24 protein-coding genes are annotated in these 22067 nt (G+C 65.1%); 6 read left to right on the top strand and 18 right to left on the bottom strand.

Annotation, left to right across the window (positions count from 1 at the left end):
- Both AC3WOS_RS13625 and AC3WOS_RS13620 read left to right on the top strand, forming a co-directional pair.
- The coding region (locus AC3WOS_RS13625; protein ID WP_492716528.1) for a hypothetical protein at window positions 1–244 on the top strand (244 nt) is incomplete at its 5' end.
- 193 nt (window positions 245–437) lie between these two features.
- Window positions 438–1295: a substrate-binding periplasmic protein gene (locus AC3WOS_RS13620; RefSeq protein ID WP_492716527.1), complete on the top strand. Its 858-nt coding sequence runs from the start codon at window positions 438–440 to the stop codon at window positions 1293–1295.
- Here the strand turns inward: AC3WOS_RS13620 and pcaF are convergent.
- The 3 genes from pcaF to AC3WOS_RS13605 are packed head-to-tail and all read right to left on the bottom strand — an operon-like array spanning window position 1279 to window position 3811.
- Window positions 1279–2487, bottom strand: coding sequence for a 3-oxoadipyl-CoA thiolase (pcaF, locus tag AC3WOS_RS13615; protein ID WP_492716526.1), 1209 nt, complete (start codon window positions 2485–2487; stop codon window positions 1279–1281). The two genes, AC3WOS_RS13620 and pcaF, sit on opposite strands and share 17 nt — an antisense overlap.
- 14 nt (window positions 2488–2501) lie before the next feature.
- Window positions 2502–3146 carry a CoA transferase subunit B gene (locus AC3WOS_RS13610; protein ID WP_492716533.1) on the bottom strand — a complete coding sequence of 215 codons (645 nt, stop codon included), beginning with the start codon at window positions 3144–3146 and terminating at the stop codon, window positions 2502–2504.
- Window positions 3146–3811 carry a 3-oxoacid CoA-transferase subunit A gene (locus tag AC3WOS_RS13605; RefSeq protein WP_492716525.1) on the bottom strand — a complete coding sequence of 222 codons (666 nt, stop codon included), beginning with the start codon at window positions 3809–3811 and terminating at the stop codon, window positions 3146–3148. Before AC3WOS_RS13605 ends, AC3WOS_RS13610 begins: the two co-directional genes overlap by 1 nt.
- Window positions 3812–3947: 136 nt before the next feature.
- On the opposite strand from AC3WOS_RS13605, the gene AC3WOS_RS13600 reads away from it, so the two are divergent.
- Window positions 3948–4790: an IclR family transcriptional regulator domain-containing protein gene (locus AC3WOS_RS13600; RefSeq protein WP_492716524.1), complete on the top strand. Its 843-nt coding sequence runs from the start codon at window positions 3948–3950 to the stop codon at window positions 4788–4790.
- Between the two features lie 49 nt (window positions 4791–4839).
- Here AC3WOS_RS13600 and AC3WOS_RS13595 read toward each other — a convergent pair whose 3' ends face one another.
- The gene (locus AC3WOS_RS13595; protein WP_492716523.1) at window positions 4840–5931 is read right to left on the bottom strand and encodes a porin; all 1092 of its coding nucleotides are present in this window, start codon (window positions 5929–5931) and stop codon (window positions 4840–4842) included.
- A gap of 61 nt (window positions 5932–5992) precedes the next feature.
- On the opposite strand from AC3WOS_RS13595, the gene AC3WOS_RS13590 reads away from it, so the two are divergent.
- Entirely contained in the window at window positions 5993–6583 is a 591-nt protein-coding gene (locus AC3WOS_RS13590) for a cache domain-containing protein (protein WP_492716522.1), read from the top strand.
- Window positions 6584–6621: 38 nt separating this feature from the next.
- Here the strand turns inward: AC3WOS_RS13590 and AC3WOS_RS13585 are convergent, their stop codons facing one another.
- The 10 genes from AC3WOS_RS13585 to AC3WOS_RS13540 all read right to left on the bottom strand — a co-directional run bounded on the left by AC3WOS_RS13585 (window position 6622) and on the right by AC3WOS_RS13540 (window position 16434).
- Entirely contained in the window at window positions 6622–7980 is a 1359-nt protein-coding gene (locus AC3WOS_RS13585) for an MFS transporter (RefSeq protein WP_492716521.1), read from the bottom strand.
- 168 nt (window positions 7981–8148) lie between these two features.
- Window positions 8149–9411, bottom strand: a complete 1263-nt coding sequence (locus AC3WOS_RS13580) for a benzoate/H(+) symporter BenE family transporter (protein ID WP_492716520.1) — start codon at window positions 9409–9411, stop codon at window positions 8149–8151.
- A 96-nt stretch (window positions 9412–9507) separates the two neighbouring features.
- On the bottom strand, window positions 9508–10287 hold the full coding sequence (gene pcaD, locus AC3WOS_RS13575; protein ID WP_492716519.1) for a 3-oxoadipate enol-lactonase: 780 nt from the start codon (window positions 10285–10287) through the stop codon (window positions 9508–9510).
- Between the two features lie 27 nt (window positions 10288–10314).
- A complete protein-coding gene (gene benD / locus AC3WOS_RS13570) occupies window positions 10315–11097 on the bottom strand; it encodes a benzoate diol dehydrogenase BenD (protein WP_492716518.1) in 783 nt (260 codons plus the stop codon).
- Window positions 11094–12119 (bottom strand): benzoate 1,2-dioxygenase electron transfer component BenC, encoded by a 1026-nt coding sequence (benC, locus tag AC3WOS_RS13565; protein ID WP_492716517.1) that lies wholly within the window; start codon window positions 12117–12119, stop codon window positions 11094–11096. Before benC ends, benD begins: the two co-directional genes overlap by 4 nt.
- A 53-nt stretch (window positions 12120–12172) precedes the next feature.
- On the bottom strand, window positions 12173–12664 hold the full coding sequence (benB, locus tag AC3WOS_RS13560; protein WP_492716516.1) for a benzoate 1,2-dioxygenase small subunit: 492 nt from the start codon (window positions 12662–12664) through the stop codon (window positions 12173–12175).
- Window positions 12661–14031, bottom strand: coding sequence for a benzoate 1,2-dioxygenase large subunit (gene benA, locus AC3WOS_RS13555; RefSeq protein WP_492716515.1), 1371 nt, complete (start codon window positions 14029–14031; stop codon window positions 12661–12663). Before benA ends, benB begins: the two co-directional genes overlap by 4 nt.
- A 14-nt stretch (window positions 14032–14045) precedes the next feature.
- The gene (catA, locus tag AC3WOS_RS13550; protein ID WP_492716514.1) at window positions 14046–14966 is read right to left on the bottom strand and encodes a catechol 1,2-dioxygenase; all 921 of its coding nucleotides are present in this window, start codon (window positions 14964–14966) and stop codon (window positions 14046–14048) included.
- A gap of 33 nt (window positions 14967–14999) precedes the next feature.
- Window positions 15000–15290: a muconolactone Delta-isomerase gene (gene catC / locus AC3WOS_RS13545; RefSeq protein ID WP_492716513.1), complete on the bottom strand. Its 291-nt coding sequence runs from the start codon at window positions 15288–15290 to the stop codon at window positions 15000–15002.
- Between the two features lie 34 nt (window positions 15291–15324).
- Window positions 15325–16434: a muconate/chloromuconate family cycloisomerase gene (locus AC3WOS_RS13540; protein ID WP_492716512.1), complete on the bottom strand. Its 1110-nt coding sequence runs from the start codon at window positions 16432–16434 to the stop codon at window positions 15325–15327.
- Window positions 16435–16535: 101 nt separating this feature from the next.
- Between AC3WOS_RS13540 and AC3WOS_RS13535 the strand changes: the two genes are divergently transcribed.
- A complete protein-coding gene (locus AC3WOS_RS13535) occupies window positions 16536–17450 on the top strand; it encodes a LysR family transcriptional regulator (RefSeq protein WP_492716511.1) in 915 nt (304 codons plus the stop codon).
- Window positions 17451–17534: 84 nt separating this feature from the next.
- Here AC3WOS_RS13535 and AC3WOS_RS13530 read toward each other — a convergent pair whose 3' ends face one another.
- The 4 genes from AC3WOS_RS13530 to AC3WOS_RS13515 all read right to left on the bottom strand — a co-directional run bounded on the left by AC3WOS_RS13530 (window position 17535) and on the right by AC3WOS_RS13515 (window position 20830).
- A complete protein-coding gene (locus AC3WOS_RS13530; RefSeq protein ID WP_492716510.1) occupies window positions 17535–18443 on the bottom strand; it encodes an ABC transporter substrate-binding protein in 909 nt (302 codons plus the stop codon).
- Between the two features lie 237 nt (window positions 18444–18680).
- Window positions 18681–19265 carry an addiction module antidote protein gene (locus AC3WOS_RS13525; protein ID WP_492716509.1) on the bottom strand — a complete coding sequence of 195 codons (585 nt, stop codon included), beginning with the start codon at window positions 19263–19265 and terminating at the stop codon, window positions 18681–18683.
- Between the two features lie 77 nt (window positions 19266–19342).
- Entirely contained in the window at window positions 19343–19714 is a 372-nt protein-coding gene (locus tag AC3WOS_RS13520) for a type II toxin-antitoxin system RelE/ParE family toxin (protein ID WP_492716507.1), read from the bottom strand.
- A 123-nt stretch (window positions 19715–19837) separates the two neighbouring features.
- On the bottom strand, window positions 19838–20830 hold the full coding sequence (locus AC3WOS_RS13515; RefSeq protein WP_492716505.1) for a LysR family transcriptional regulator: 993 nt from the start codon (window positions 20828–20830) through the stop codon (window positions 19838–19840).
- A gap of 29 nt (window positions 20831–20859) precedes the next feature.
- On the opposite strand from AC3WOS_RS13515, the gene AC3WOS_RS13510 reads away from it, so the two are divergent.
- Complete coding sequence (locus tag AC3WOS_RS13510; RefSeq protein WP_492716503.1) at window positions 20860–21753, top strand: NmrA family NAD(P)-binding protein; 894 nt, start codon at window positions 20860–20862, stop codon at window positions 21751–21753.
- The last annotated feature ends 314 nt before the right edge of the window (window positions 21754–22067 follow it).

Below are 22067 nucleotides of genomic sequence, written 5' to 3'. Positions count from 1 at the left end.
GCCCAGCCGCCTGGAAACCAACCGCCCCGCCCCGCAGCGCGAGGAAATGCCGGCCATGCGCCAGCAGGCGATGCCGCCGGGCCATGCGGCGCCACCGCGCGAGGCCGCGCGGCCAGAACGTGGCGAAGAACGCCGGCCCCCGCCGCACGAAGCGGCGCGCACGGAACGGGGCGACGAACGCAAGGCGCCACCGGGCAAGCAGAACGAAGGACGGCGCGACAAGGATGAACACAACGAACGCTAGTTTCTGCAGCGCAATAAGACGTGACAAATGTCCGCATTTCTTGTCCGGACAGCCTGTCATAGACTGGAAATTTCTCATCCGTCCCGGGTAAGATCGGGCCGTGAATCAGGAACTGCCGCCGCCAGGCCGGTCGCGGCGGCCGGTTCACGGGCGCGCCGCCCGCGCAAATTCATCGGGCTGTCCGGGATACCGCATGAGAAAGTTGACTATCGCCCCCGCCGTGATCGCGCTCCTGCTTGGTTGGGCAGGCGCCGGTGCGCATGCCGCGCCTCTGGCGCCGGAACAGCTGATCAGGGTCTGCGGGCAAGTCGCCGAATGGCCGCCCTACCTGTATTTCAAACGCGACCTGCAGGGACAGACGGACGACGTGACCGGTTATTCGGCCGAGCTGTTGCAATCGAGCCTGGCGCGCAAGGGCTTGCGCCTCACGTTCGACATGCTGCCCTGGAAGCGCTGCACGGAGTCCGTCCGGCTCGGCATGCACGACATGATGACCGATATCGCCAACAACGCCGAACGCGCGCAAACCTACCTGGTGTCGAAGCCGTACTACGCCCAACATCTCGTCTACTTTTACGACACGGCCCGCCCCAGGCCGGCCGTCGCCACCTCGGCCGACCTGAAAAAGCTGCGCCTGTGCGCCGTCAACGGTTACACCTACGCGGCCTTCGGCCTCAATGTGGCGGACATCGACATGGGCGCGCAAGACCTCATGCAATCGCTGCTCAAGCTCAAAAACAACCGTTGCGACGCCGTGCCGGAACGGCTCGAGATCGCGCTGGGCTACCAGACGCTGGGCAAGGTCGATTTCAAGGTGCTCGGCATCGCCTACGGCGCGCTGCCGGACCTGTCGCCATCGCCGTTTCACATGATGGTCAGCCGCAACGTGCCGTATGCGGCTGAACTGTTGCAGGTGCTCGATGAGGGCATCGAGCTGGCCATCCGCAGCGGGGAAGCGAAGCGGCTGGCGGCCAGGTACGGCATCGCCGATCTCGGCCTGCCCCTGCCCCAGCCTCCATCCCCGCGCCGCGCCGCTAAACGCGTTCGATGACGATGGCGATACCCTGCCCCACGCCGATGCACATGGTGCACAGGGCGTAGCGCCCGCCGCTGCGCTGCAGCTGGTACATGGCCGTGGTGACGAGACGGGCGCCGCTCATGCCCAGCGGATGGCCGAGCGCGATGGCGCCGCCATAGGCATTGACGCGAGCATCGTCGTCGCGCAGTCCCAGCGCGCGCAGCACGGCCAGTCCCTGTGAGGCGAACGCTTCATTGAGCTCGATGACGTCCATCTGGTCCAAGGTCATGCCCAGCTGGCGCAGCAGCTTTTGCGTGGCCGGCGCCGGGCCTATGCCCATCACGCGCGGCGCCACGCCGGCCGTGGCCATGCCCACGATGCGCGCGCGCGGCGTGAGGCCGTGGCGGCGGGCCGCCTCGGCGCTGGCCAGCAGCAGCGCGCAGGCGCCGTCGTTGACGCCCGAGGCATTGCCGGCGGTGACGCTGCCATCGGCCCGCACCACGCCTTTGAGCTTGGCCAGCGTGTCCAGCGTCGTCTCGCGCGGATGCTCGTCCTGCGCGAAGATAACGGCTTCGCCCCCGCGCCGGCTTGGCGGCAGCGTGACCGGCACGATTTCGTCCGCGAACAGGCCGTCGCGCTGGGCACGCGCCGTCTTCTGCTGGCTGGCCAGGGCAAAGCGGTCCTGGTCGGCGCGGCTGATGGCGTAATCGTCGGCCACGTTTTCCGCCGTCTCGGGCATGGCGTCCACGCCGTACAGTTCCTTCATCAACTTGTTAGGGAAGCGCCAGCCGATGGTGGTGTCGTAGATGGCGGCGTTGCGCGAAAAGGCCGCGTCGGCCTTGCCCATCACGAACGGCGCGCGCGTCATCGATTCGACGCCGCCGGCGATCATCAGGCCGGCGTCGCCGGCCATGATGGCGCGGGCCGCCGTGCCCACCGCGTCCATGCCGGAGCCGCACAGGCGGTTGACGGTGGACCCGGGCACTTCCAGCGGCAGACCGGCCAGCAAGGCCGACATGCGCGCCACGTTGCGGTTATCCTCGCCGGCCTGGTTGGCGCAGCCGTAGATCACGTCATCGACCTCGTTCCAGGCCACGCCCGGATTGCGGCGCATCAGTTCGCGCAGCGGGATGGCGCCCAGGTCGTCGGCCCGCATGTCCTTCAATGCGCCGCCGTAGCGGCCGATGGGGGTGCGGATGGCGTCGCAGATAAAAGCTTGATTCATCAAGGATTCCTCGGTCAGTGCGTGGGGGGCAGCAGCGGCGCGCCGGTGACGGCCTGCAGCGCTTCGAAGGTGAGGCCGGGCGCCATTTCGCGCACGGCCAGGCCGGCCGGGGTGACGTCGAGCACGGCCAGGTCGGTGTAGATGCGGTCCACGCAGGCCACGCCGGTGAGCGGGTAGGCGCACTGCGCCACGATCTTGCTCTCGCCGCTCTTGGTCTGGTGGTCCATCATCACGAACACCTGCTTGGCGCCGATGGCCAGGTCCATGGCGCCGCCGACAGCGGGAATGGCGTCCGGCGCGCCCGTGTGCCAGTTGGCCAGGTCGCCATTGGCCGCCACCTGGAACGCACCCAGCACGCAGATGTCGAGGTGGCCGCCGCGCATCATAGCGAACGAGTCGCCGTGGTGGAAGTAGGCGCCGCCCGTGAGCAGCGTGACGGGCTGCTTGCCGGCGTTGATCAGGTCTTCATCCTCCTCGCCGGGCGCGGGCGCGGGGCCCATGCCGAGCAGGCCGTTTTCGCTGTGCAGGAACACTTCGCGCTCGGCCGGCAGGTAGTTGGCCACCTTGGTCGGCAGGCCGATGCCCAGGTTGACGTAGGCGCCTTCGGGGATGTCCTGCGCCACGCGGGCGGCGATCTGGTCGCGGGTGTATCGGTTCATCATGCGGCCTCCTTGACGACGCGCTGTACGAATATGCCGGGCGTGACGATCACTTCCGGATCCAGTTCACCGAGCGCCACCACCTGCCGCACCTGGGCGATGGTGGTCTTGGCCGCCATGGCCATGATGGGGCCGAAGTTGCGGGCCGTCTTGCGGTACACCAGGTTGCCCCAGCGGTCGCCGCGCAGCGCCTTGATCAGCGCGAAGTCGGCGTGGATGGGCGACTCGAGTACATACATGCGGCCGTTGATTTCGCGCGTCTCCTTGCCCTCCGCCAGCAGCGTGCCGTAGCCGGTGGGCGAGAAGAAGCCGCCGATGCCGGCGCCGGCGGCGCGGATGCGCTCGGCCAGGTTGCCCTGCGGCGTCAGTTCCAGCTCGATCTTGCCGGCCCGATACAGGGCGTCGAAATGGTGGGAATCGGCCTGGCGCGGGAAGGAGCAGACGATCTTGCGCACCCGCCCCGCCGCCAGCAAGGCCGCCAGGCCCGTGTCGCCGTTGCCGGCGTTGTTGTTGACGATGGTGAGCTCGCGCGCGCCCTGCTCGATCAGCGCGTCGATCAGCGCCGATGGCATGCCGGCGTTGCCGAAGCCGCCGATCATGACAGTCGCGCCATCGTGCACATCGGCCACGGCACGCTGTAGTGATTCAAAAGTTTTGTCGATCATATCTCCGCCTTGGTATCCGGTTTGTGCGATTATCGAACTAATGATTGATTACCGCACAGCCAGTGTAACGATGCTTGGGCGCCGAGGTCAAGAAAAAAACAACTATCGAAATCGCCGGCTGCATTAAAATCACGCCATGTCCAAGACCACCACGCCCAAGCACCCGCCCGCCGCCGAGACGGCGCCGGAGCGCGAACCGACCATCTCCGAGCAGATCGACGCCCTCACCGATCCCAGTTTCATGACCTCGCTGGCGCGCGGCCTGGCCGTGGTGCAGGCCTTCAGCGATTCGCGCAAGCCGCAGACCATCGCCAACATCAGCCAGAAGACGGGCATTCCCCGCGCGGCCGTGCGGCGCTGCCTGCACACGCTGCGCGAACTCGGTTACGTGGATGCGGAGCTGAACAACTTCTCGCTGCGGCCCAAGGTGCTCACGCTCGGGTATTCCTACCTGTCGTCCACGCCGCTCACGGTGTCGGCCCAGCCCTACCTGAACAACATCAGCCGCGCGCTCAACGAATCGAGCTCGCTGGCGGTGCTGGAAGACGATGAAGTGCTGTACGTGGCGCGCGCGGCCACCTCGCGCGTGATGTCGGTGGCGCTCAACACGGGCAGCCGGCTGCCGGCCTACTGCACCTCGCTGGGCCGCGTGATGCTGGCCTACCTGCCCGCCGATGAACTGGAGCAGTACCTGGCCCGCACCAGGCTGCGGCCCATGACGGAACACACCGTCACGTCCGTCAAGCGGCTGCGCGAGATCCTGGCCGGCGTGCGCCAGGCCGGCTACGCCGTCAACGACGAGGAGCTGGAACTGGGCCTGCGCTCGATCGCCGTGCCTGTGCGCGGCGCCTCCGGCAAGGTGCTGGCGGCGCTGAACGTGGGCGCGCAGGCTGCCCGCGTCAGCGTCCAGCAGCTGGAGCAGGAATTCCTGCCAGTGCTGCAGCGCGGCGCGCAGGAACTGGCCATCCTGCTGCCTTAGTATTTGCCAAACGGCGCCGGCCGGGGCCGGCGCCGCCCATCCCGGTCGATCAGAACGTGTGGCGCAGGCCCGCCATCACACCGTTCTGCGACTTGCCCACGCCGACCGTACCGCCCGCATCGAGTGCAATGGCGGACAGGCCGCTGTTCTTCATGTGGCCTACGCTGCCATAGACCGCCGTGCGCTTGGACAAGTAGTAACTCAGGCGCGCCACCAGCATGGTCGCATCCGCATCGCTGTGCTTCACGTCGCGCCGGGCCACCTGCGCATCGAGCGTGGCCTGCGGCGCCACCGAATAGCTGACGCCGAAGTAGTACAGGTCCGATTCCGTCAGTCCCGTGGCCGCGTGCGTGGTGCGCTCGAATACGCCGCCCGCCACCTTGGCCGCGCCGGCCATGACGTAGCCATTCACGCTCACACGGCGGTCGCTGTTGTCGCTGCTGGCCAGGCCGTTGGCCGCGCCGGCGTTGCCGTACATGATGTCGTACGAAGCGTTGATGCCGTATGCCCTGGTCTCGTAGCCGAGCAGGCCCGTGATCTGGCGGCAGGCCTTGGCGTTGCCCGGCACTTCACCGGGGCAGTTGGTGGCGGACGGGCCGCCGGCGGCCGAGCCATCGCGCCCCGTGCTGTAGGTGGCGCCCACCACGACATCGTTGAAGTTGCCCAGGTAGCCGATGGCGTTGTCGCTGCGCGCATTGGGCAGGTAAGGATCGATGCTGTTGATCGAGAACAGGTTAGGTCCCAGCACGTCCGACTTCATTACGGCGATGTAGCTCATGTTGATCTGGCGCCCCAGCGTCACCGTGCCGTAACGCCCCTTCAATCCCACCGACGCCTGGCGCCCGAACAGGCGGTTGCCCTGTCCCATGCTGCCGGTGTCGAGCGCCAGGCCCGACTCCAGCGTGAAGACGGCCTGCAGGCCGTCGCCCAGATCCTCGGCGCCACGGAAGCCAAGGCGCGACGGGAAGGAGCCCGTCAGCGACGGCATCTTCGTCACCGAGTCGCCGGCGGCGTTGGCGTTGGTCATGTGGGCCAGGCCCGTATCCAGCAGGCCGTAGACGGTGACCGAACTTTGCGCCATGGCGCCGCCCGCGGTGGTGACAGCCAACAGCGCGAGTGCGCAACGGATCGTGTTTTTCATGCTTTGCTCCTTTTGGTTATTATGATGTGCGATAAACGCCCAAGAGGTTGTTAATCGCACAGTGATTCGATACTATGGGCGGGCACAACTACGTTCAAACAGTGCGACACACCCCGCCCGCACTGCATGCCACACGGCGCGCGGCCATGCGGATCAAACTCTGTACCAACAACAGCAAGCTCACAGGAGACTCACCATGACGATACAAAAACTGCTGGCCCTCGCAGCGCTGGCGGCAGCTGCCGGCGCCATCTCGCCACCGGCACTGGCGACGCCGGAAGACAGCACCCAGCAGCTGGTAAAAAAAGCCATCGGCCATTTGAAGGCCAGCGGCCTGCAGCAGGCATGCGCCGATTTCGGCGACCCGGCCAAGGGCTACATCGCTGGCGAGTCCTACGTCTTCATCCAGGACATGCACGCCAAAATGGTGTGCAACCCATCCAACCCGCGCATCGTCGGCAAGGATCTGTCGGAACTGAAGGATGCCGACGGCTTTGCCTTCAGCGCCGACATGGTCCGCATCGCCAAGGCATCCGGCAGCGGCTGGGTCGAATACAAATGGGTCAACCCGGCCACCAAACAGCTGCAGAAAAAGAAGTCCTATGTCGAGCGCAGCGACGACTACGTGGTCGGTTCCGGCTTCTACAAGTAAGCCGGACTGCCTGCAACCGCGGTGCGCCCGGCTTTTGCTCAGGCGGCCGCGGTGCGCAGGCCGGTGCCCGCATCGTGCGCATCCTTGATGGCCGATGCGGAGCGGCCGTGCCGGATCAGCGACACGGCGATGGTCGCGATCACGGCCGGAATGGAAATGGCCATGAAGTTCTGCTCCAGCGGCAGCGCCAGTCCGACCAGCGTGCCGATGGCGATGGGCGCAATGATCGCGCCGCTGCGGCCCACGCCGGATGCCCAGCCGATGCCGGTGGAACGCGCGGCCGTCGGATAGAACTGGCCCGCATAGGCGTAGGTGACGATCTGGGTGCCGATGGTCGAGGCGCCGGCCAGGCCGACCAGCACGAACAGCGCGGCCGTAGGCACCTTGAAGCCCAGCAGCGTGATCGACACGGCGGCTAGCGCATACATACCCACCAGGACGTACTTGATGTGGAAGCGGTCGGCCAGCCAGCCGCCGCCGATGGCGCCGATCACGGCGCCGAAATTCAGCACCAGCACAAAGGTCAGCGCGGAACCCAGGCTGTAGCCGGCATTGGCCATCAGCTTGGTCAGCCAGGAACTGAGCGCGTACACCATGAACAGGCACATGAAGAAGGCCACCCAGAACATGACGGTGCTGAAGCCGCGGCCGTCCTGGAACAGCTTGCGGATCGGGGCCCCTTCTAGCTTGTCGTGCGCCGCCACGGTGAACTGGTCACGCTCGGAGGGCAGGTAGAGCGGTTCCATGCGCGTGAGGATCTGCTTGAGTTCCCCGATGCGCTTCTGGCGGATCAGGAACGGCATCGATTCCGGCAGGCTTTTCAGGATGAACGGTATCAGCACCACGGGCGCGCCGGCGGCCAGGAACACGGACGACCAGCCATAGGACTCGATCAGCCCCTTGCCCAGCAGGGCCGCCAGCATGCCGCCCACCGCGTAGCCGCTGAACATCAGCGTGACCATGGTGGCGCGGATTTTGCGCGGCGAGTATTCCGTCATCTGCGCCACCACGTTGGGCATGACGCCGCCTATGCCCAGGCCGGCGAGAAAGCGCATGGCGCTGAATACGTAGGGGTCCTGCGTCAACCCCGCCGCCGCCGTGAAGATGCTGAACAGGGCCAGGCAGATGGCGATGGCGTAACGGCGGCCGATACGGTCGGCGACGGTGCCGAGGAAGATGGCGCCGAACATCATGCCGAACAGGGCGGAACTGACCATGAAGCCCGCATTCTGCGCGGTGACGCCCATCGCCTTCATGATCGATGGCAGTGCGATGCCTGCCACGGCCAGGTCGTAACCGTCGCAGATGATGATGATGGCGCACCACGCCAGCACGCCGGCATGGAAGCGGTTGAAGCGCGCTCCATCCGAGATTTTGTGGACATCGATTTGCTGCATGATAGCTGTCTCCCTTGTGTTTTAGGTGTGTAGGTACTGCGGTGAAAAAGGCGATGGAACACAGTGGCCCGCGCCGCCAGCGCTTGGGTCACACGAATAGGGCTTGCTTCTATGGCTAGCTTCTATGGCTAGCCGCTTTGGCTTACTGCTAAGGCTTACTGCTAAGGCTTACTTTGAACCGGGTGCGGCCGGGAGCACGTCGGCACGCAGCAGGCGGTGCGCGATAACGCCGATCAGGATGCCCCAGAAGGCGGAGCCGAGACCGAGGAAGGTCATGCCGGATGCCGTCGCCAGGAAGGTCAGCACGGCGGCATCGCGTTCCGGCGCGGAAGCGACATGGACCAGGTTGACCGTGACGGGCCCCAGCAGGGCCAGGCCGGCCAGCGTGACGATCAGTTCATGCGGCAAGGCGCCGAACAGCATGACGACCGAGCCGCCGCAAGCGCCGGCCAGCAGATAGAAAAAACCATTGGAAATGCCGGCGATGTAGCGCTTGGCCGGGTCTTCGTGTGCGTCGCGCCCCGTGCACATGGCCGCCGTGATGGCGGCGATGGCGATGGTGATGCCGCCAACCAGGGCCGTCGCCAGCGAGGCCAGGCTGTTGACGACGATGATGGAGCGTACCGGACTATCGTAGCCGCTGGACCGGAGGATAGCCATGCCGGGCAGGTACTGGCCGGTCAGCGTCGTCAGCACCAGGGGCAAGGCCAGGCTGAAGGTGCTGGTCCACGACCACGAAGGAGAAATGAACTGCGGCGTAACCAGTTCAAAACGCACGCTGGAAAAATGGGTCAGCCCCGTCAAGCCCGCGATGGCGGCGCCCGTCACCAGCAGCAGCACGACGCTGTAACGAGGGAACAGGCGCTTGTAGACGAGGAAGGACAGGATCATGCCGCCGGTGAGCAGCGGCAGCGTACTGCTGCCCTTGAACGCGTTCAGCCCGAAGGGCAGCAATATGCCCGCCATCATGCCGCTGGCGATGCCCTTGGGGACGTGCGCCATCAGGCGGTTGAAGCCGCCCGACAGCCCGATGGCCAGCAGCAGCACGGCGGCAGTGATGTAGGCACCAACCGCCTCGTGGATGGACAGGCCGGGAAACAGCGGTATCAGCAGCGCCGTGCCGGGCGCCGACCAGGCCGTGATGACGGGCGCCTTCATCACCCAGCTCAGGAAGATGCCCGAGACGGCGGCGCCGATGGAGATGCCCCACACCCACGAGGCGAACATCTCGTTCGACAAATGCGCGGCCTGGGCGGCCTGGTAGAAGATGGTCAGCGGGCCGGCCAGCGACACCAGCACGGCTAGAAAGCCGGCCGCGACGGCGGAGACGGACCAGTCGGACCAGCGCATGCCGAATGCACCCTCGCTGGTTGGTGATGCTGTATCGTCAGGGCGCAACGGCTCCTGCCGGTGCTGGGCGGTTTGATGCATCTGTGTCTCCTGCTGTCGTTATGGTTGGCCGCCGGTTATGGGTGGCGGTCCGTTGGCGGCGGCGCGTGCCGCTGCCAGTCCTACGTCGTGCGCCTCTCAGCCGGCGAGGAAGCGGGACAAGGCCTGGCTGAACGCCTGCGCCGCTTCGATGTTGGAAATATGCGATGCCTCCAGCGTCACCAGCTCAGCGCCCGGGATCAGCTCCCGCATGGCCTGCGCGTCGGCCACCGTCGTTACCGGATCGGCAGCGCCGGCAATGATCAGCGTGGGCACGGCAATCGAAGACAATTGCGCGCGCAGATCGGCCACGGCCAGCGCCTCGCAGCAGGCCGCATAGCCTTCCGCACTGCCGGCGCGCAGCGTGGCCGCCAGCGCCGCCACCGCCAGCGGTTCGACCGCCGCGAACGCCGGCGTGAACCAGCGCCCCGGCGCACCGTCGGCAATGCCGTCCAGCCCTTCCCTGCGCGCCAGCGCGGCGCGCTCGCGCCAGCCGGCCTCGGTGCCGATGCGCGCCGCCGAATTGGCGATCACCAGCTTGCGCAGCCGCTGCGGCGCGTGGATGCCCAGCCACTGCGCCGTGGCGCCGCCCATCGAAATGCCGCAGAAGTGGGCGCGCTCGATGTCGAGATGGTCGAGCAGCGCCACCGCATCCTGCCCCAGCTGCGCCAGGCTGTAGGGGCCGGCCGGCGCGGTGGACTGGCCGTGGCCGCGCGTGTCGTAACGGATCACGCGGAACTGGCCGCGCAGGCTGTCGGCCTGCGGCTGCCACATGCGCCAGTCCGTGCCGAGCGAGTTGGAGAACATCAGCGCCGGCAGGCGGGCATCGCCCTCGGTTTCAAAATGGATCTCGGTGTCTTTGATGCGAACGACTGGCATGAACTGGCTCCCGGTACGGATATTGGATTAACCCTGGTCGCCGCCACCGACCGGCAGCACGGTGCCGGTGATGTAGGACGCTTCGCTCGAGGCGAGGAACAGGATGGCGCGCACTTGCTCGTCGATGGAGCCGTAACGGTGCATCAGGCTGCTGGCCACGGTCTGGTCGATGATGCCCTGATACCAGACCTGCTCCTGCGCGCTGAGCGGCTTCTCGTTGCGCGGGATGCGGCGCGGCGGCGCTTCCGTACCGCCGGTGGCCACCGCGTTGACGCGGATGCCGTCCTGCGCATGCTCCATCGCCAGGCTGGCCGTCATGGCGTTGACGCCCCCCTTGGAGGCCGCGTACGGAATGCGGTAGATGCTGCGGGTGGCGATCGACGATACGTTGACGATCACGCCCTGCTGGCGCGCCACCATGTCCGGCAGCACGGCGCGGCAGCACCACAACGTGGGGAACAGCGAGCGCCGGATTTCGGCCTCGATCTGCTCGGGCGTATATTCCTGGTAGGGCTGGGCCCAGATGGTGCCGCCCACGTTATTGATCAGCACATCGACCCGGCCGTAGGCGGACAATGCGGCCGCCACCAGCTGTTCGGCGCCGGCCCAGGTTTCCAGGTCCACCCTGGCCACCAGCGCCAGCGCGCCCAGGGCCTGCACTTCGGCTGCCACTTCTTCCACCAGCTGCGAGCGGTCGGCCAGCACCAGTTGCGCGCCCTCCTCCGCCAGCGCCAGAGCCACACCGCGGCCTATACCCTGGGCCGCGCCCGTGACGATGACAACCTGTCCTTCAAAACGCCGTGCACTCATGCTGCCACCTCGCTGCTGGCCGAGAACTTCTCGAAATAGAAATTGGCTGGGCTCACACCGCATTCGGCCAGCCAGCGCCGCACCGCATCCACCATGGGCACCGGGCCGCACAGGTAGAGATCGACGTCGCCGTCGTTGAGCCACGCCTGATCGACATGCTGGGTCACATAGCCCTTGCGCGGATGCGGGCTGTCGACGGAAGCGACCACCGTGCGGTAGCTGAACTGCGGATGGCTGGCCGCGATGCGCTCCAGGTGGTCGAGCGCAACCAGGTCCACGTCGTTGGTCACGCCGAACACCATGCGCACCGGCTGGCGGAAGCCGCTGGCCGCCAGCACCTGCAGCATCGACAGGAAGGGCGCGATGCCCGTGCCGCCAGCCAGCAGCAGCAAGGGGCGCTGCACTTCGCGCAGGTAGAAGCTGCCGTACGGTCCGGAGAACGAGATCGGCTGTCCGACCTGCGCATCGTGCGCCAGGAAGGTGCTCATGCGGCCCTGCGGCACGTTGCGCACCACGAAGTCGTAGCGGCGCGCACCTGGCGCGGAGCTGAACGAATAGGAGCGCGTGAGCGCCGTACCGGGCACTTCGACATTGACGTACTGGCCGGACAGGAAGCCCACATCGGCGCCCTCTTCCAGTTCGATCGAAAAGCCCAGCGTCGTATCGGACAGCCGCTTGACCTGCGCCAGGCTGCCGGCGTAACGGGACACGCCCGTCTTGCAGGCCGCCGACGTGGCGGGGATGCGCACCACGCAGTCCGAGGTGGGTTTCATCTGGCAGGCCAGCACGTGGCGCCGGGCTGCGTCTTCCGGCGTCAGCGCGTCCTCGATGTAGCTCGACTCGGGCATGTCGTAGCTGCCCGACTCGCACAGCCCGCGGCAAGTGCCGCAGGCGCCGTCGCGGCAATCGAGCGGAATATTGACCTTCTGGCGATATGCGGCGTCGGCCAGCTTTTCGTTGTCGTTGCACGAAATGAAGCGGGTCACCCCGTCTTCAAACTGCAGTGCGATGCGGTAGCTCATCGTCTGTCTCCTGGTTCTGTTGCGGTAAAGCGGATGCGGCGTGCGGTGCGTATCTACAGGTGGTAGATATCGATCACCTGGTGGATGTAGTCGTTCTTCAGCACCACGTACTTATTGGTGATCAACGGCTGCTCGCCCGAGAAGTCGATCTCGTAGCGCATCATGCCGAAGTGGCTGAAGTCGGTCTGGTAGCGGTGGCTCAGCGTGTGCCAGTTGAAGCGCACAGTCACCCGCGCCCCGTCCTGCCGCTCGATCTCCACGTTGGAGATGTTGTGGCTGGTGCGCGTGTCCGGGATGGTGGCGCTCGAACGCTCGGTCTTGATGCGGAACACACGGTCTTCCAGGCCCTGGCGGGTCGGATAGAAGATCAGCGAAATCTCGCGCTGCGGATCGCCGATCAGCTGGCCGTCGTCGTCCCACGACGGCATCCAGTACTGGACCTGCGGGTGGTAGCATTCCAGCCAGTCATCCCACTGCTGGTCGTCCAGCAGGCGCGATTCGCGGTACAGGAAGGCGCAGATATCGGTCATGGCGACGGTCTTCATGCCTGCTCCCCCTCGCTGCGCACGGCGCGCTGCATCACTTCCAGCCAGTAGCGGTGCTGGATGGTGTACAGGCCTTCGTCCTCCGTCTTCACGCCGCTCATCACCGGCTTCAGGCCGATTTCTCGGGCGGCCGCATCGGCGCCGTCTATCCAGTGCTCGCTGCCGCGGCACATGTCGTTCCATTCCAGCGCGCTGCCCATATAGCCCTGCTGGCAGGCCCGGAATTCTTCCAGGTCGTCCGGCGTGGCCATGCCGCTGACGTTGAAGAAGTCCTCATACTGGCGGATGCGGCGGGCACGGGCCTCGTCCGGCTCGCCCTTGGGCGCGATGCAGTAGATCGTCACTTCCGTCTTGTCGACCGAGATCGGGCGCAGCAGGCGGATCTGGGACCCGAACTGGTCCATCAGGTACACGTTGGGATACAGGCACAGGTTGCGCGAGCGGCCTATCATCCAGTCGGCCGTGGCGCCGCCGAAGCGCTGCGCGTATTCCTCGCGGCGCGGGAAGTTGGGCCTGTCCTGCGGATTGGCCCACTGGGTCCACAGCAGCAGGTGGCCATGCTCGAAGGCGTAGAAGCCGCCGCCCTGCTTGCCCCACTTGCCCGCATCCATGGCGCGGATATTGTCCGGGCGCGTTTCGGCTTCGTCCTTGCGGCGGTTGGTGGTGGCCGCGTAGTTCCAGTGCACGGCCGACACGTGGTAGCCGTCGGCGCCGTTCTCGGCCTGCAGCTTCCAGTTGCCGTCGAAGGTGTAGGTTGACGAACCGCGCAGCACTTCCAGCCCGTCCGGCGACTGGTTGACGATCATGTCGATGATCTTGCCTGCCTCGCCCAGGAATTCGGCCAGCGGCGCCACGTCCGGATTGAGGCTGCCGAACAGGAAGCCCTTGTAGCTGTCAAAACGCGCCACCTTTTTCAGGTCGTGCGAGCCTTCCTTGTTAAAGCAGTCCGGGTAGCCGGCGTCTTCCGGATCCTTCACCTTCAGCAGCTTGCCGCTGTTGTTGAAGGTCCAGCCGTGGAACGGGCAGGTGTAGGTCGCCTTGTTGCCGCGTTTGTGGCGGCACAGCTGCGCGCCGCGGTGGGTGCAGGCGTTGATGAAGGCATTGAGTTCGCCCTGGCGGTTGCGCGCGATGAACACCGGCTGGCGCCCGATGTGGGTGCTGTAGTAGTCGTTGTTCTGCGGGATCTGGCTTTCATGGGCCAGGTAGATCCAGTTGCCTTCGAAGATGTGCTTCATCTCCAGTTCGAACAGGGCCGGGTCGGTAAAGGCGCGGCGGTGCAGGCGATAGTCGCCGCGCTCCTTGTCCTCGACCAGGAAGCCGTCCAGGCTTTCCAGCCTGGGTGCGGCGGCGGGATGAATGGGGATCATGATTTATCTCTCCCTCAGGCTGCGGCGCGCACGCGCTCCACCACGGCGGCGGGGGCCACTGGCGTTTCGGCGTACAGCTGGAAGTCGAAGTCGATCTCGGCGTACGGCGCCTGCAGGCCCTTGGCGGCGATGGCGGCCGGCTCGGTCACGTGGCGCACCGGCGGCACCAGGCCTTCGCGGCTGGCGAAGGCGAAATCGTCCCACAGGTATTTGTCGCCGTCGATGTTGATCTGGGTGGTCAGCTTGCGCTGGCCGTCGGCGCTGACGAAGAAGTGGATGTGGGCCGGACGGTGGCCATGGCGGCCCAGCTGGTCCAGCAGGCGCTGGGTGGTGCCTTGCGGCGGGCAGGAATAGCCGACCGGCAGGATGCTGCGCAGCTGGTAGCGGCCTTCGCCATCGGCGATGATGGTGCGGCGCAGGTTGAAGTGCGATTGCGTCTTGTCGAAGAAGGAGTAGTTGCCCAGCAGGTTGCAGTGCCACACTTCGACCTTGGCGCCCGGCAGCGGCTGGCCGTCCTGGTTGCGCACCGTGCCTTGCATGAACAGCACTTCGGCGCCTTCGCTCTCGGTGCCATCGTCCAGGCGGGCGTAGCCCTTGCTTTCGGGGGCGCCGGCCACGTACAGCGGGCCTTCGATGGTGCGCGGGGTACCGCCCGTCAGGCCGGCCTTCGCTTCCGCTTCGTCGGCGCGGATGTCGAGGAAGCGCTCCAGGCCCAGGCCCGGCGCCAGCAGTCCCAGTTCATTGCGGGCGCCCGCTTCGCTCATGTATTCCAGGCCCTTCCAGAATTCGCTGGGCTGGATGTCGAGATCCTCGATCGCCTTGCACAGGTCGCCCACCAGGCGCAGCACAACCTGCTGCACGCGCGGGTTCACGGGGCCGGTGGCGGTATCGCTGATCCAGCCCTTAACCAGGGTATCGATGTCGTTATGGGTCATGCTAGTCTCCTTCAGTTGGGTGGGGTGTTGGGTTCAGGCGTCGCCGTCGCGCACCGACGAGGGGTGGCGGCACAGCGGCATGATCTGGATCTGCATATACGGGAACAGCGGCAGGGACGTGAGCAGCGCGTGCAGCTCGTCCACGCCGGCCACGTCGAAGATGCTGACGTTGGCGTACTGGCCGGCGATACGCCACAGGTGGCGCCACTGGCCGCTGCGCTGCAGGCTCTGGGCCAGTTCGCGCTCGGTCTTCTTCAATTCATCGGCCTGGGCGGGCGGCATGGCCGGCGGCAGGTTCACATCCATGCGTACGTGGAATAACATCGTCGTCTCCTCTTTTCCGTTTTTCGATGCGCGATCAGCGGCGGCGCAGGTCGCGCAACTTGTCCATGTCCGGTTCCACGCCCAGGCCTGGACCGGTGGGCACCTGCAGCATGAAGTCCTGGTAGACCAGCGGCGTGCGCAGCACTTCCTGCGTCAGCAGCAAGGGGCCGAACAACTCGGTGCCGAAGGCCAGCTCGCCGAAGGTGGCAAACAGCTGGGCCGAGGCGGCCGTGCCGATGCCGCCTTCGAGCATCGTGCCGCCATACAGGCCGATGCCGGCCAGCTGCGCCACCGCCGCCACTTGCGCGGCCGGCACCAGGCCGCCGGACTGGGTGATCTTGACGGCGAAGACGTCGGTGCCGTCGTTGCGGGCAAAGGCCAGCGCGTCGAGCGGGCCATGCAGGGCCTCGTCGGCCATCAGGGCCACCGAGAAGCGCTGCGCCAGGCGCGCCATGGCGGCCGTGTGTTCGGCCCGCACGGGCTGCTCGATCAAATCGATGCCGCCCGCCTCCAGCGCCGCGATACCGCGCACCGCGTCCAGTTCGGACCATGCCTGGTTCACGTCCACCCGCACGCTGACCGCGTCGCCCAGCGCCTTCTTGATGGCCAGCACGTGGGCCACGTCGTCGGCCACGGGCCGGCTGCCGATCTTGAGCTTGAAGATGTTGTGGCGGCGCAGTTCCAGCATCTGTTCCGCTTCCGCGATGTCCTTGGCCGTGTCGCCGCTGGCCAGGGTCCAGGCCACGGGCAGCGCGTCACGCACCCGGCCGCCCAGCAGTTCGCTCAGCGGCACGCCCAGGCGGCGGGCCTGCGCATCGAGCAGCGCCGTCTCGATGGCGCACTTGGCGAAGCGGTTGCCCTGGATGACCTTGCGGATCTTGGCCATCGCTTTCGCCACCTGGCTCGCCTCCATGCCGACCAGCAGCGGCGCGATGTGGGTGTCGATATTGACCTTGATGCTGTCCGGGCTCTCTTCGCCGTAATTGAGGCCGCCGATGGTGGTCGCCTCGCCCCAGCCTTCGATCCCGTCGGCACAGCGCACCCGCACCAGCACCAGGGTCTGGGTATGCATGGTCGCCACGGACAGGCGGTGCGGACGGATCGTCGGGACCTCTGCCAGGATGACTTCTATGTTCGTGATCATATTTAATTTGTATAATGGGTCGCAATGGATACACGATATGCCACGCAAACCGGACCGTCCAACACTGAGTTAGTATTGTTTCCATACTCAAAAGGTATAATGTGGAATTACGTCACCTGCGCTATTTCGTCGCCGTCGCGGACGAGAAGAACTTCACGCGTGCCGCCAAGCGGCTGTTCATCGCCCAGCCTCCGCTGAGCCGGCAGATCCAGTTGCTGGAGGAGGAACTGGGGGTGGACCTGATCGAAAAGGGATCGCGCCCGCTGCGCCTGACGGAAGCGGGCCACTTCTTCCATGCGCACGCGCAGGAACTGCTGGCCAAGGCGGCCGAGCTGAAAACCATGACCCAGCGGGTGGGCAAGATCGAGCGCACGTTGTCGATCGGCTTTGTCGCCTCCACGCTGTATGGCCTGCTGCCGCAGATCGTGCGCCGCTTCCGCGAGCGTAATGCCAACGTCGAGGTGACGTTCCACGAACTGACCACCATGCAGCAGATCCAGGCCCTGAAGGATGGCGTGATCGACGTCGGCTTCGGCCGCGTCAAGAGCGAAGACCCCAACATCCGCCGCATCGTGCTGCGCGAGGAAAGGCTGATCGTGGCTCTGCCTTCGAACCATCCACTGGCCAGTTCCACCGATCCCGTCAAGCTGCTGGACCTGCAGATGGAGTGCGTAATCGTCTACCCCAAGACGCCGCGCCCCAGCTTTGCCGACCAGGTGCTGGCCGTGCTGACGGAGCGTTCCATCGCGCCGTACAAGATCATGGAGGTGCGCGAACTGCAGATCGCCATCGGCCTGGTGGCGGCCGGCCAGGGCGTGGCCGTGGTGCCGGAAAGCGTGAAGGGCATGCGGCGCGACGACGTGGTCTACCGCGACATCTCGGACCGCCACGCCATCTCGCCCGTGATGTTCAGCGTGCGCAAGCTGGACCGCTCGGAAGAGCTGCTTAGCATGCTGGCCGTGATCTACGAGATTTACGACGAGGTGGGGATCAGCTACGTGCGCGAGACGCTGTGAGCGCTGCTGCCGCGCCGCTGCCGCGCCGCTTGAAACGCAGGCCGGCCATCCTGCCCTGCGCCAGGCCGGCCGGATGCGCAAGACTTAAGGCACCAGCAGGCTGCGGATTTCCGGCTTGTCCAGGTTCTCCAGCGTGACCGCCACGGCTTCCGTAAAGATGGCCGTATCCTTGACAGCCGCGCCCTGCGCCGCCGCGATGGCGGCCTTCATGCCCAGGTAGCCCATCTGGCGGGGGTTCTGGATGATGAGGCTATTGATTTCGCCCTTCTTCAAACCATCCAGCAGGTATTCCGTCGTATCGAAGCCGACGAACTTCTTCTTGCCGGCCAGGCCGGCCTGCCGCAGCGCGCGCAGCATGCCGTCGCTGGACGATTCGTTCACGGCGAAGATGCCGTCGACGTCGGGCAGCTGTTCCAGCATCGCCAGCGCCTTGTGGTAAGCCTTGCCGCGCGTGCCTCCCCCATACTCGTCGGCGACGACGCGAATGCGCGGCGCGTATTTCTTGAGGTATTCGAGGAAGCCTTCGGCACGATCGTCGGTGGAGGCGCTGCCCGCCACCGTGCGCAACACCGCCACCGTGGCGGGCCCCGCGAGCTGCCCGGCCAGCCGTTCTGCCGCCAGCCGGCCGGCGGCATGGTTGTCCGTGCTAATGAAGTTGACCGGGGTCTTGTCGGCCAGCGCGGAATCGACCACGACGATCTTGATGCCCAGCGCCGCCGCCTTCTTCACCGGCTCCACCAGGCGCACGCGGTCGGTCGGGACGATGATGATGGCGTCCACACCCGGCTTGGTGTACACGCCGAGAATCTGGATCTGGGAATCGGTATCGTCGTTATTGGCAGGTCCGCGCCAGGTCAGATTGACATTGCCCGCCTCGCGCACGGCCAGGTCGACACCCTGGCGCATGAAGGTCCAGAAGTCCTGGTCGCGGGCCTTGGGGATGAAGACGATGTTAAGGTCGCGCGCCCAAGAGCAGACGGAAGTCGACGCCAACGAGACGCATATGCATAGAAGCAACAGAAGTTTCTTCATCGTCTAGCCCGAATAATTGATCGCTTCGCCGGGGGGGGGGGCCCGCGGCGGCCCCGGGCCCAAGGCGGATACTTTACTCCATATCGTTACGCGCCAGTTCGTTCAAAGCAACCCAACGATGCCGCCAACGCGGCCCCGCGAGCGCAATGATCAGCTCAATTGAGCTGGTTCTGGCTTGGCAAGACTATCGAATCGAATTCAAGCTAGCGCGCGCCGGGAGCGGGCGGGAACTCGCTCTCTCGATGCCTTTTTCCCTGTTGCTTGTTTCGCAGGTGCTTTGGCAGATTCCACTTTAGACTCCGCACCCTTCTGTGCCCTTGCCACGGCCACCGCGAGAGCCTTTGTCGGGGCGAGCTCACCTTTCAGAATTCGCTTTGCCGGAGTTGCCGCTAACTTTGCCGCCGATTTTGGTGCGGCCTTTCGTGCCAGAGGCCTTGCGGCCCCGGCCTCCACAGGCTCCGGCTCGACAATCGGCTCAACTACCAGGCGCAATTTCAATGCCCCGAGAACTCGAGCTATGGTTTCCATGCGCGGTTGGCTATTCAGTCGTAGTGCCTTGTATAACGCTTCGCGGGTGATGCCGGCGCTTTTCGCAATCTCGGTCATGCCACGTGCGCGCGCAACGTCACCAATTGCGGATGCCAGCAGCGCCGCATCATTTGCCGCTAATGCTTCGTTGATATAGGCGGCAGCGGCCTCGTCGCTACCGATGTATTGCGCCGGGTCAAATACCTCCAGACCCAGCCCATCAAGATCGGCCTTCGTAATGTTATGGTCAGACATTTGAAACTCCTTGACTACTCCGCTATCGCTCCACGGATGTGTGCCGGGTCGCCTGTTTAAACGACTTCCGACGAACCTCACTTCCGTCGCTTGGAAGCGGTTTTTGCATTTGGCGCCGCAGAAGCTTTAGCCGCCTGCTGGGTGGAAAATCGCTTCCTGATTTCACCGAACATCAATTTGGCTTCATCAATATCGGCTTGTTGACGATTTTTCGTTCCGCCAGCGAGTATGACGATCACGATGCCGCCCAATTCGCCAAAGTAGATGCGATATCCTGGTCCTATGTGAATCTTGAGCTCACTGACGCCTTCACCAACCGGTTCGATATCACCTTGCCCTTTTTTCAATCGCTCAATCCGCTGCGCAACGATTGCCGCCGTGGTTTGGTCCTTGCCGATGAGGCTCGCCATCCATTTCGTAAATTTTCCAGTGTTCGATATGGTCTTCATGTCTGCCACTGTAATCATTCGATTACACCAATTGTATGCATTCGATTGTGGCACATCAATGAAAATCTGCTCCTTTCGGAACGGGCAGGGCCCGCGCAGCCCGTTGCGCGTCAATATTCGTGACTATGTGTCACTATTCGCCATCACTTGGCTCGTATTGAACGACGCTGCCACATCGACCAGCTGCTGCCTGACCCAGACATGGGCAGGGTCGCGGTGGAAGCGCTCGTGCCAGATCATGGCTGGCGACAAGGGCGCTAGCTGCAGCGGCAGATCCAGCAGCGCCAGCGAAAGCCGCTTCGCGAGCAGGCGCGCCAAACGGCTGGGCAAGGTGAGTATCATGTCGCTGTCCGCCACCAACATCGCACCGGCAAGAAAGTGGGGAACGCGCAGCGCGACGCGGCGCGTGAGCCCCAGTGCCGAGAGCGCGACATCGACGGCACTCTCTCCCACCCCGGAAATGGTCACGGCAACGTGACGCAAGCTCACGTAACGCTCCAGACTGAGTCCATCCGCCACAACGGGATGATCTGACCGCACCACACACACGAAGCTGTCGTTGTAAAGGCCGCGCCGGTGGAAACTGCCGGGCAGCGTGTTGAAAATGCCCAGTGCCAGATCCGCGCCTCCCTGCTCGATAAGCCGCACATTGTCGCCGGCAGGTTGCGCGACATGGAGACTGAGCGCGGGCGCATGGCGCTCGAAGCGGGCCATCAAACCAGCCAGGACCACCAGGCTCAGGTGGTCGTGTGCGGCGATCGCGATGCGACCCGTTGCCGAGGCGGGATCGAAGACGGCGGGCGAGACGATGCCTCGCACATCGTCCAGCAGCTTGGCCACCGGGCCTGCCAGCGCTTCCCCGCGGGGCGTCAGTTCCAGGCCGAGCTTGCCGCGCACCAGCAGCCGGTCACCCAGCATCGTGCGCAGTCGCCCCAGCGCGCGGCTGGCGGCCGGCTGGCTCAAGCCCAGGCGCAGGCCCGCCTGGGTGACGCTGCGCTCACGAACGAGTGCATCGAACAGTTTTAACAGGTTGAGGTCGAGCGCAGATAAATCCACTTGATGCATGTTGGCTATGACTTCTATGTCATTGGGGAATATCGAACCATCATGCACCATTCGGTTTCAACTGAAAAGGAGATTCCCAAATGACCGTTTCCCTCCCCCTGCCTTACGTTGTACTCGGCGTAACCGGCCGTACCGGCGCCGCTGCCGCCGATGCGCTCTTGCGCGCCGGCCAACCGGTGCGCGTCGTCGTGCGCGACCCGGACCATGGCCGACCGTGGGCCGACCGTGGCGCAGAGGTTGCCGTGGCCGACCTGACCGACCTGGCCTCGATGGTCCAGGCGCTCAGTCGGGCCCAGGGCGCCTATGTCGTCAGCCCGCAGCAGTACCATCGTGAAGACCTGTTCGAGGTGGCTGACTTGATCGCCACTATCACGGCGCGCGCGGCGGTTGCGGCGGACGTGCCCAGGCTGGTGGCACTGTCCTCGGTGGGCGCCGACCGTGAAAGCGGAACGGGATGGATCAGGATGAACCGCATGTTCGAACAGCGCTTGGGCGAATCCGGTGTCTCCACCACCTTCCTGCGTGCGGCCTATTTCATGGAGAACTGGCTGCCGATGGTCGGACAGGCCGTGCGCAGCGGCACGCTACCGACGTTCCTCGCGCCACCACAGCGTCCGCTGCCGATGGTGGCGACTGTCGACGTCGGCAGCGCCGCGGCAGCTTTGCTGCAGGAGGCACGGACGGGGACCCGCGTCGTCACGCTCTCGGGGCCCCAGGACTACGCTCCGAATGATGTCGCCGCCATTATCTCAGCCACGCTCGCGAAGCCTGTCGAGGTGGCCGTCCTGCCGGAAGTGGAGTGGCCCAAAGCGCTGGCGAATGCCCGATTCTCAAGCGCTGCCCTGGCTGGCTTTGCCGAAATGACCCGTGGCCTCAATGACGCATATATCGACATTAAGAGCGATCCCAACGCGGTTGAATGGGCTGGAACAACGGCGCTCGAACGGGTCGTCGTCGAGCTGGCCCAGCGTTAACGGTAAAGGCCAGCGGGAGCTAGATGCTGAAACCAGCTTCGCACCACACCAGACGAGCATTCGAGAGAGTGACTAAGGAGCGGAGTCGATGGTCTTGTGGGTATGGATACGGCGTAGAATGGCCTTGGGTCCATCTATCTCGAAAGAAATCTTATATGAATGGTTCGAGAAGACGTCTATCGTATAGACCTTCGGATTTTTGAATCCTGTCAGAGGGTGGAGCCTTCTGGTGGCTGGAATCGGGTCCCTCATCAGATCCCGGATGGCTTCTTTGGCCGCGTTCTGGATGTCTAGGGGCAGCCGCTTAAAATCCT

The sequence above is a fragment of the Rugamonas sp. FW305-51 genome, from assembly GCF_058786935.1.
The sequence above is the reverse complement of the archived record's forward strand: the minus strand, read 5'-3'. Positions and strand labels throughout refer to the sequence as shown.

Coding starts and splice junctions, on each gene's coding strand:
- AC3WOS_RS13605 (WP_492716525.1), bottom strand. CDS start 3,811: ATGATCGACAAAACTTTTGAATCACTACAGCGTGCCGTGGCCGATGTG.
- AC3WOS_RS13540 (WP_492716512.1), bottom strand. CDS start 16,434: ATGATCACGAACATAGAAGTCATCCTGGCAGAGGTCCCGACGATCCGT.
- AC3WOS_RS13610 (WP_492716533.1), bottom strand. CDS start 3,146: ATGAACCGATACACCCGCGACCAGATCGCCGCCCGCGTGGCGCAGGAC.
- AC3WOS_RS13525 (WP_492716509.1), bottom strand. CDS start 19,265: ATGTCTGACCATAACATTACGAAGGCCGATCTTGATGGGCTGGGTCTG.
- AC3WOS_RS13520 (WP_492716507.1), bottom strand. CDS start 19,714: ATGAAGACCATATCGAACACTGGAAAATTTACGAAATGGATGGCGAGC.
- benB (WP_492716516.1), bottom strand. CDS start 12,664: ATGAAGACCGTCGCCATGACCGATATCTGCGCCTTCCTGTACCGCGAA.
- benA (WP_492716515.1), bottom strand. CDS start 14,031: ATGATCCCCATTCATCCCGCCGCCGCACCCAGGCTGGAAAGCCTGGAC.
- pcaF (WP_492716526.1), bottom strand. CDS start 2,487: ATGAATCAAGCTTTTATCTGCGACGCCATCCGCACCCCCATCGGCCGC.
- AC3WOS_RS13600 (WP_492716524.1), top strand. CDS start 3,948: ATGTCCAAGACCACCACGCCCAAGCACCCGCCCGCCGCCGAGACGGCG.
- pcaD (WP_492716519.1), bottom strand. CDS start 10,287: ATGCCAGTCGTTCGCATCAAAGACACCGAGATCCATTTTGAAACCGAG.
- AC3WOS_RS13515 (WP_492716505.1), bottom strand. CDS start 20,830: ATGGTGCATGATGGTTCGATATTCCCCAATGACATAGAAGTCATAGCC.
- AC3WOS_RS13620 (WP_492716527.1), top strand. CDS start 438: ATGAGAAAGTTGACTATCGCCCCCGCCGTGATCGCGCTCCTGCTTGGT.
- benC (WP_492716517.1), bottom strand. CDS start 12,119: ATGAGCTACCGCATCGCACTGCAGTTTGAAGACGGGGTGACCCGCTTC.
- benD (WP_492716518.1), bottom strand. CDS start 11,097: ATGAGTGCACGGCGTTTTGAAGGACAGGTTGTCATCGTCACGGGCGCG.
- AC3WOS_RS13580 (WP_492716520.1), bottom strand. CDS start 9,411: ATGCATCAAACCGCCCAGCACCGGCAGGAGCCGTTGCGCCCTGACGAT.
- AC3WOS_RS13585 (WP_492716521.1), bottom strand. CDS start 7,980: ATGCAGCAAATCGATGTCCACAAAATCTCGGATGGAGCGCGCTTCAAC.
- catC (WP_492716513.1), bottom strand. CDS start 15,290: ATGTTATTCCACGTACGCATGGATGTGAACCTGCCGCCGGCCATGCCG.
- AC3WOS_RS13510 (WP_492716503.1), top strand. CDS start 20,860: ATGACCGTTTCCCTCCCCCTGCCTTACGTTGTACTCGGCGTAACCGGC.
- AC3WOS_RS13595 (WP_492716523.1), bottom strand. CDS start 5,931: ATGAAAAACACGATCCGTTGCGCACTCGCGCTGTTGGCTGTCACCACC.
- catA (WP_492716514.1), bottom strand. CDS start 14,966: ATGACCCATAACGACATCGATACCCTGGTTAAGGGCTGGATCAGCGAT.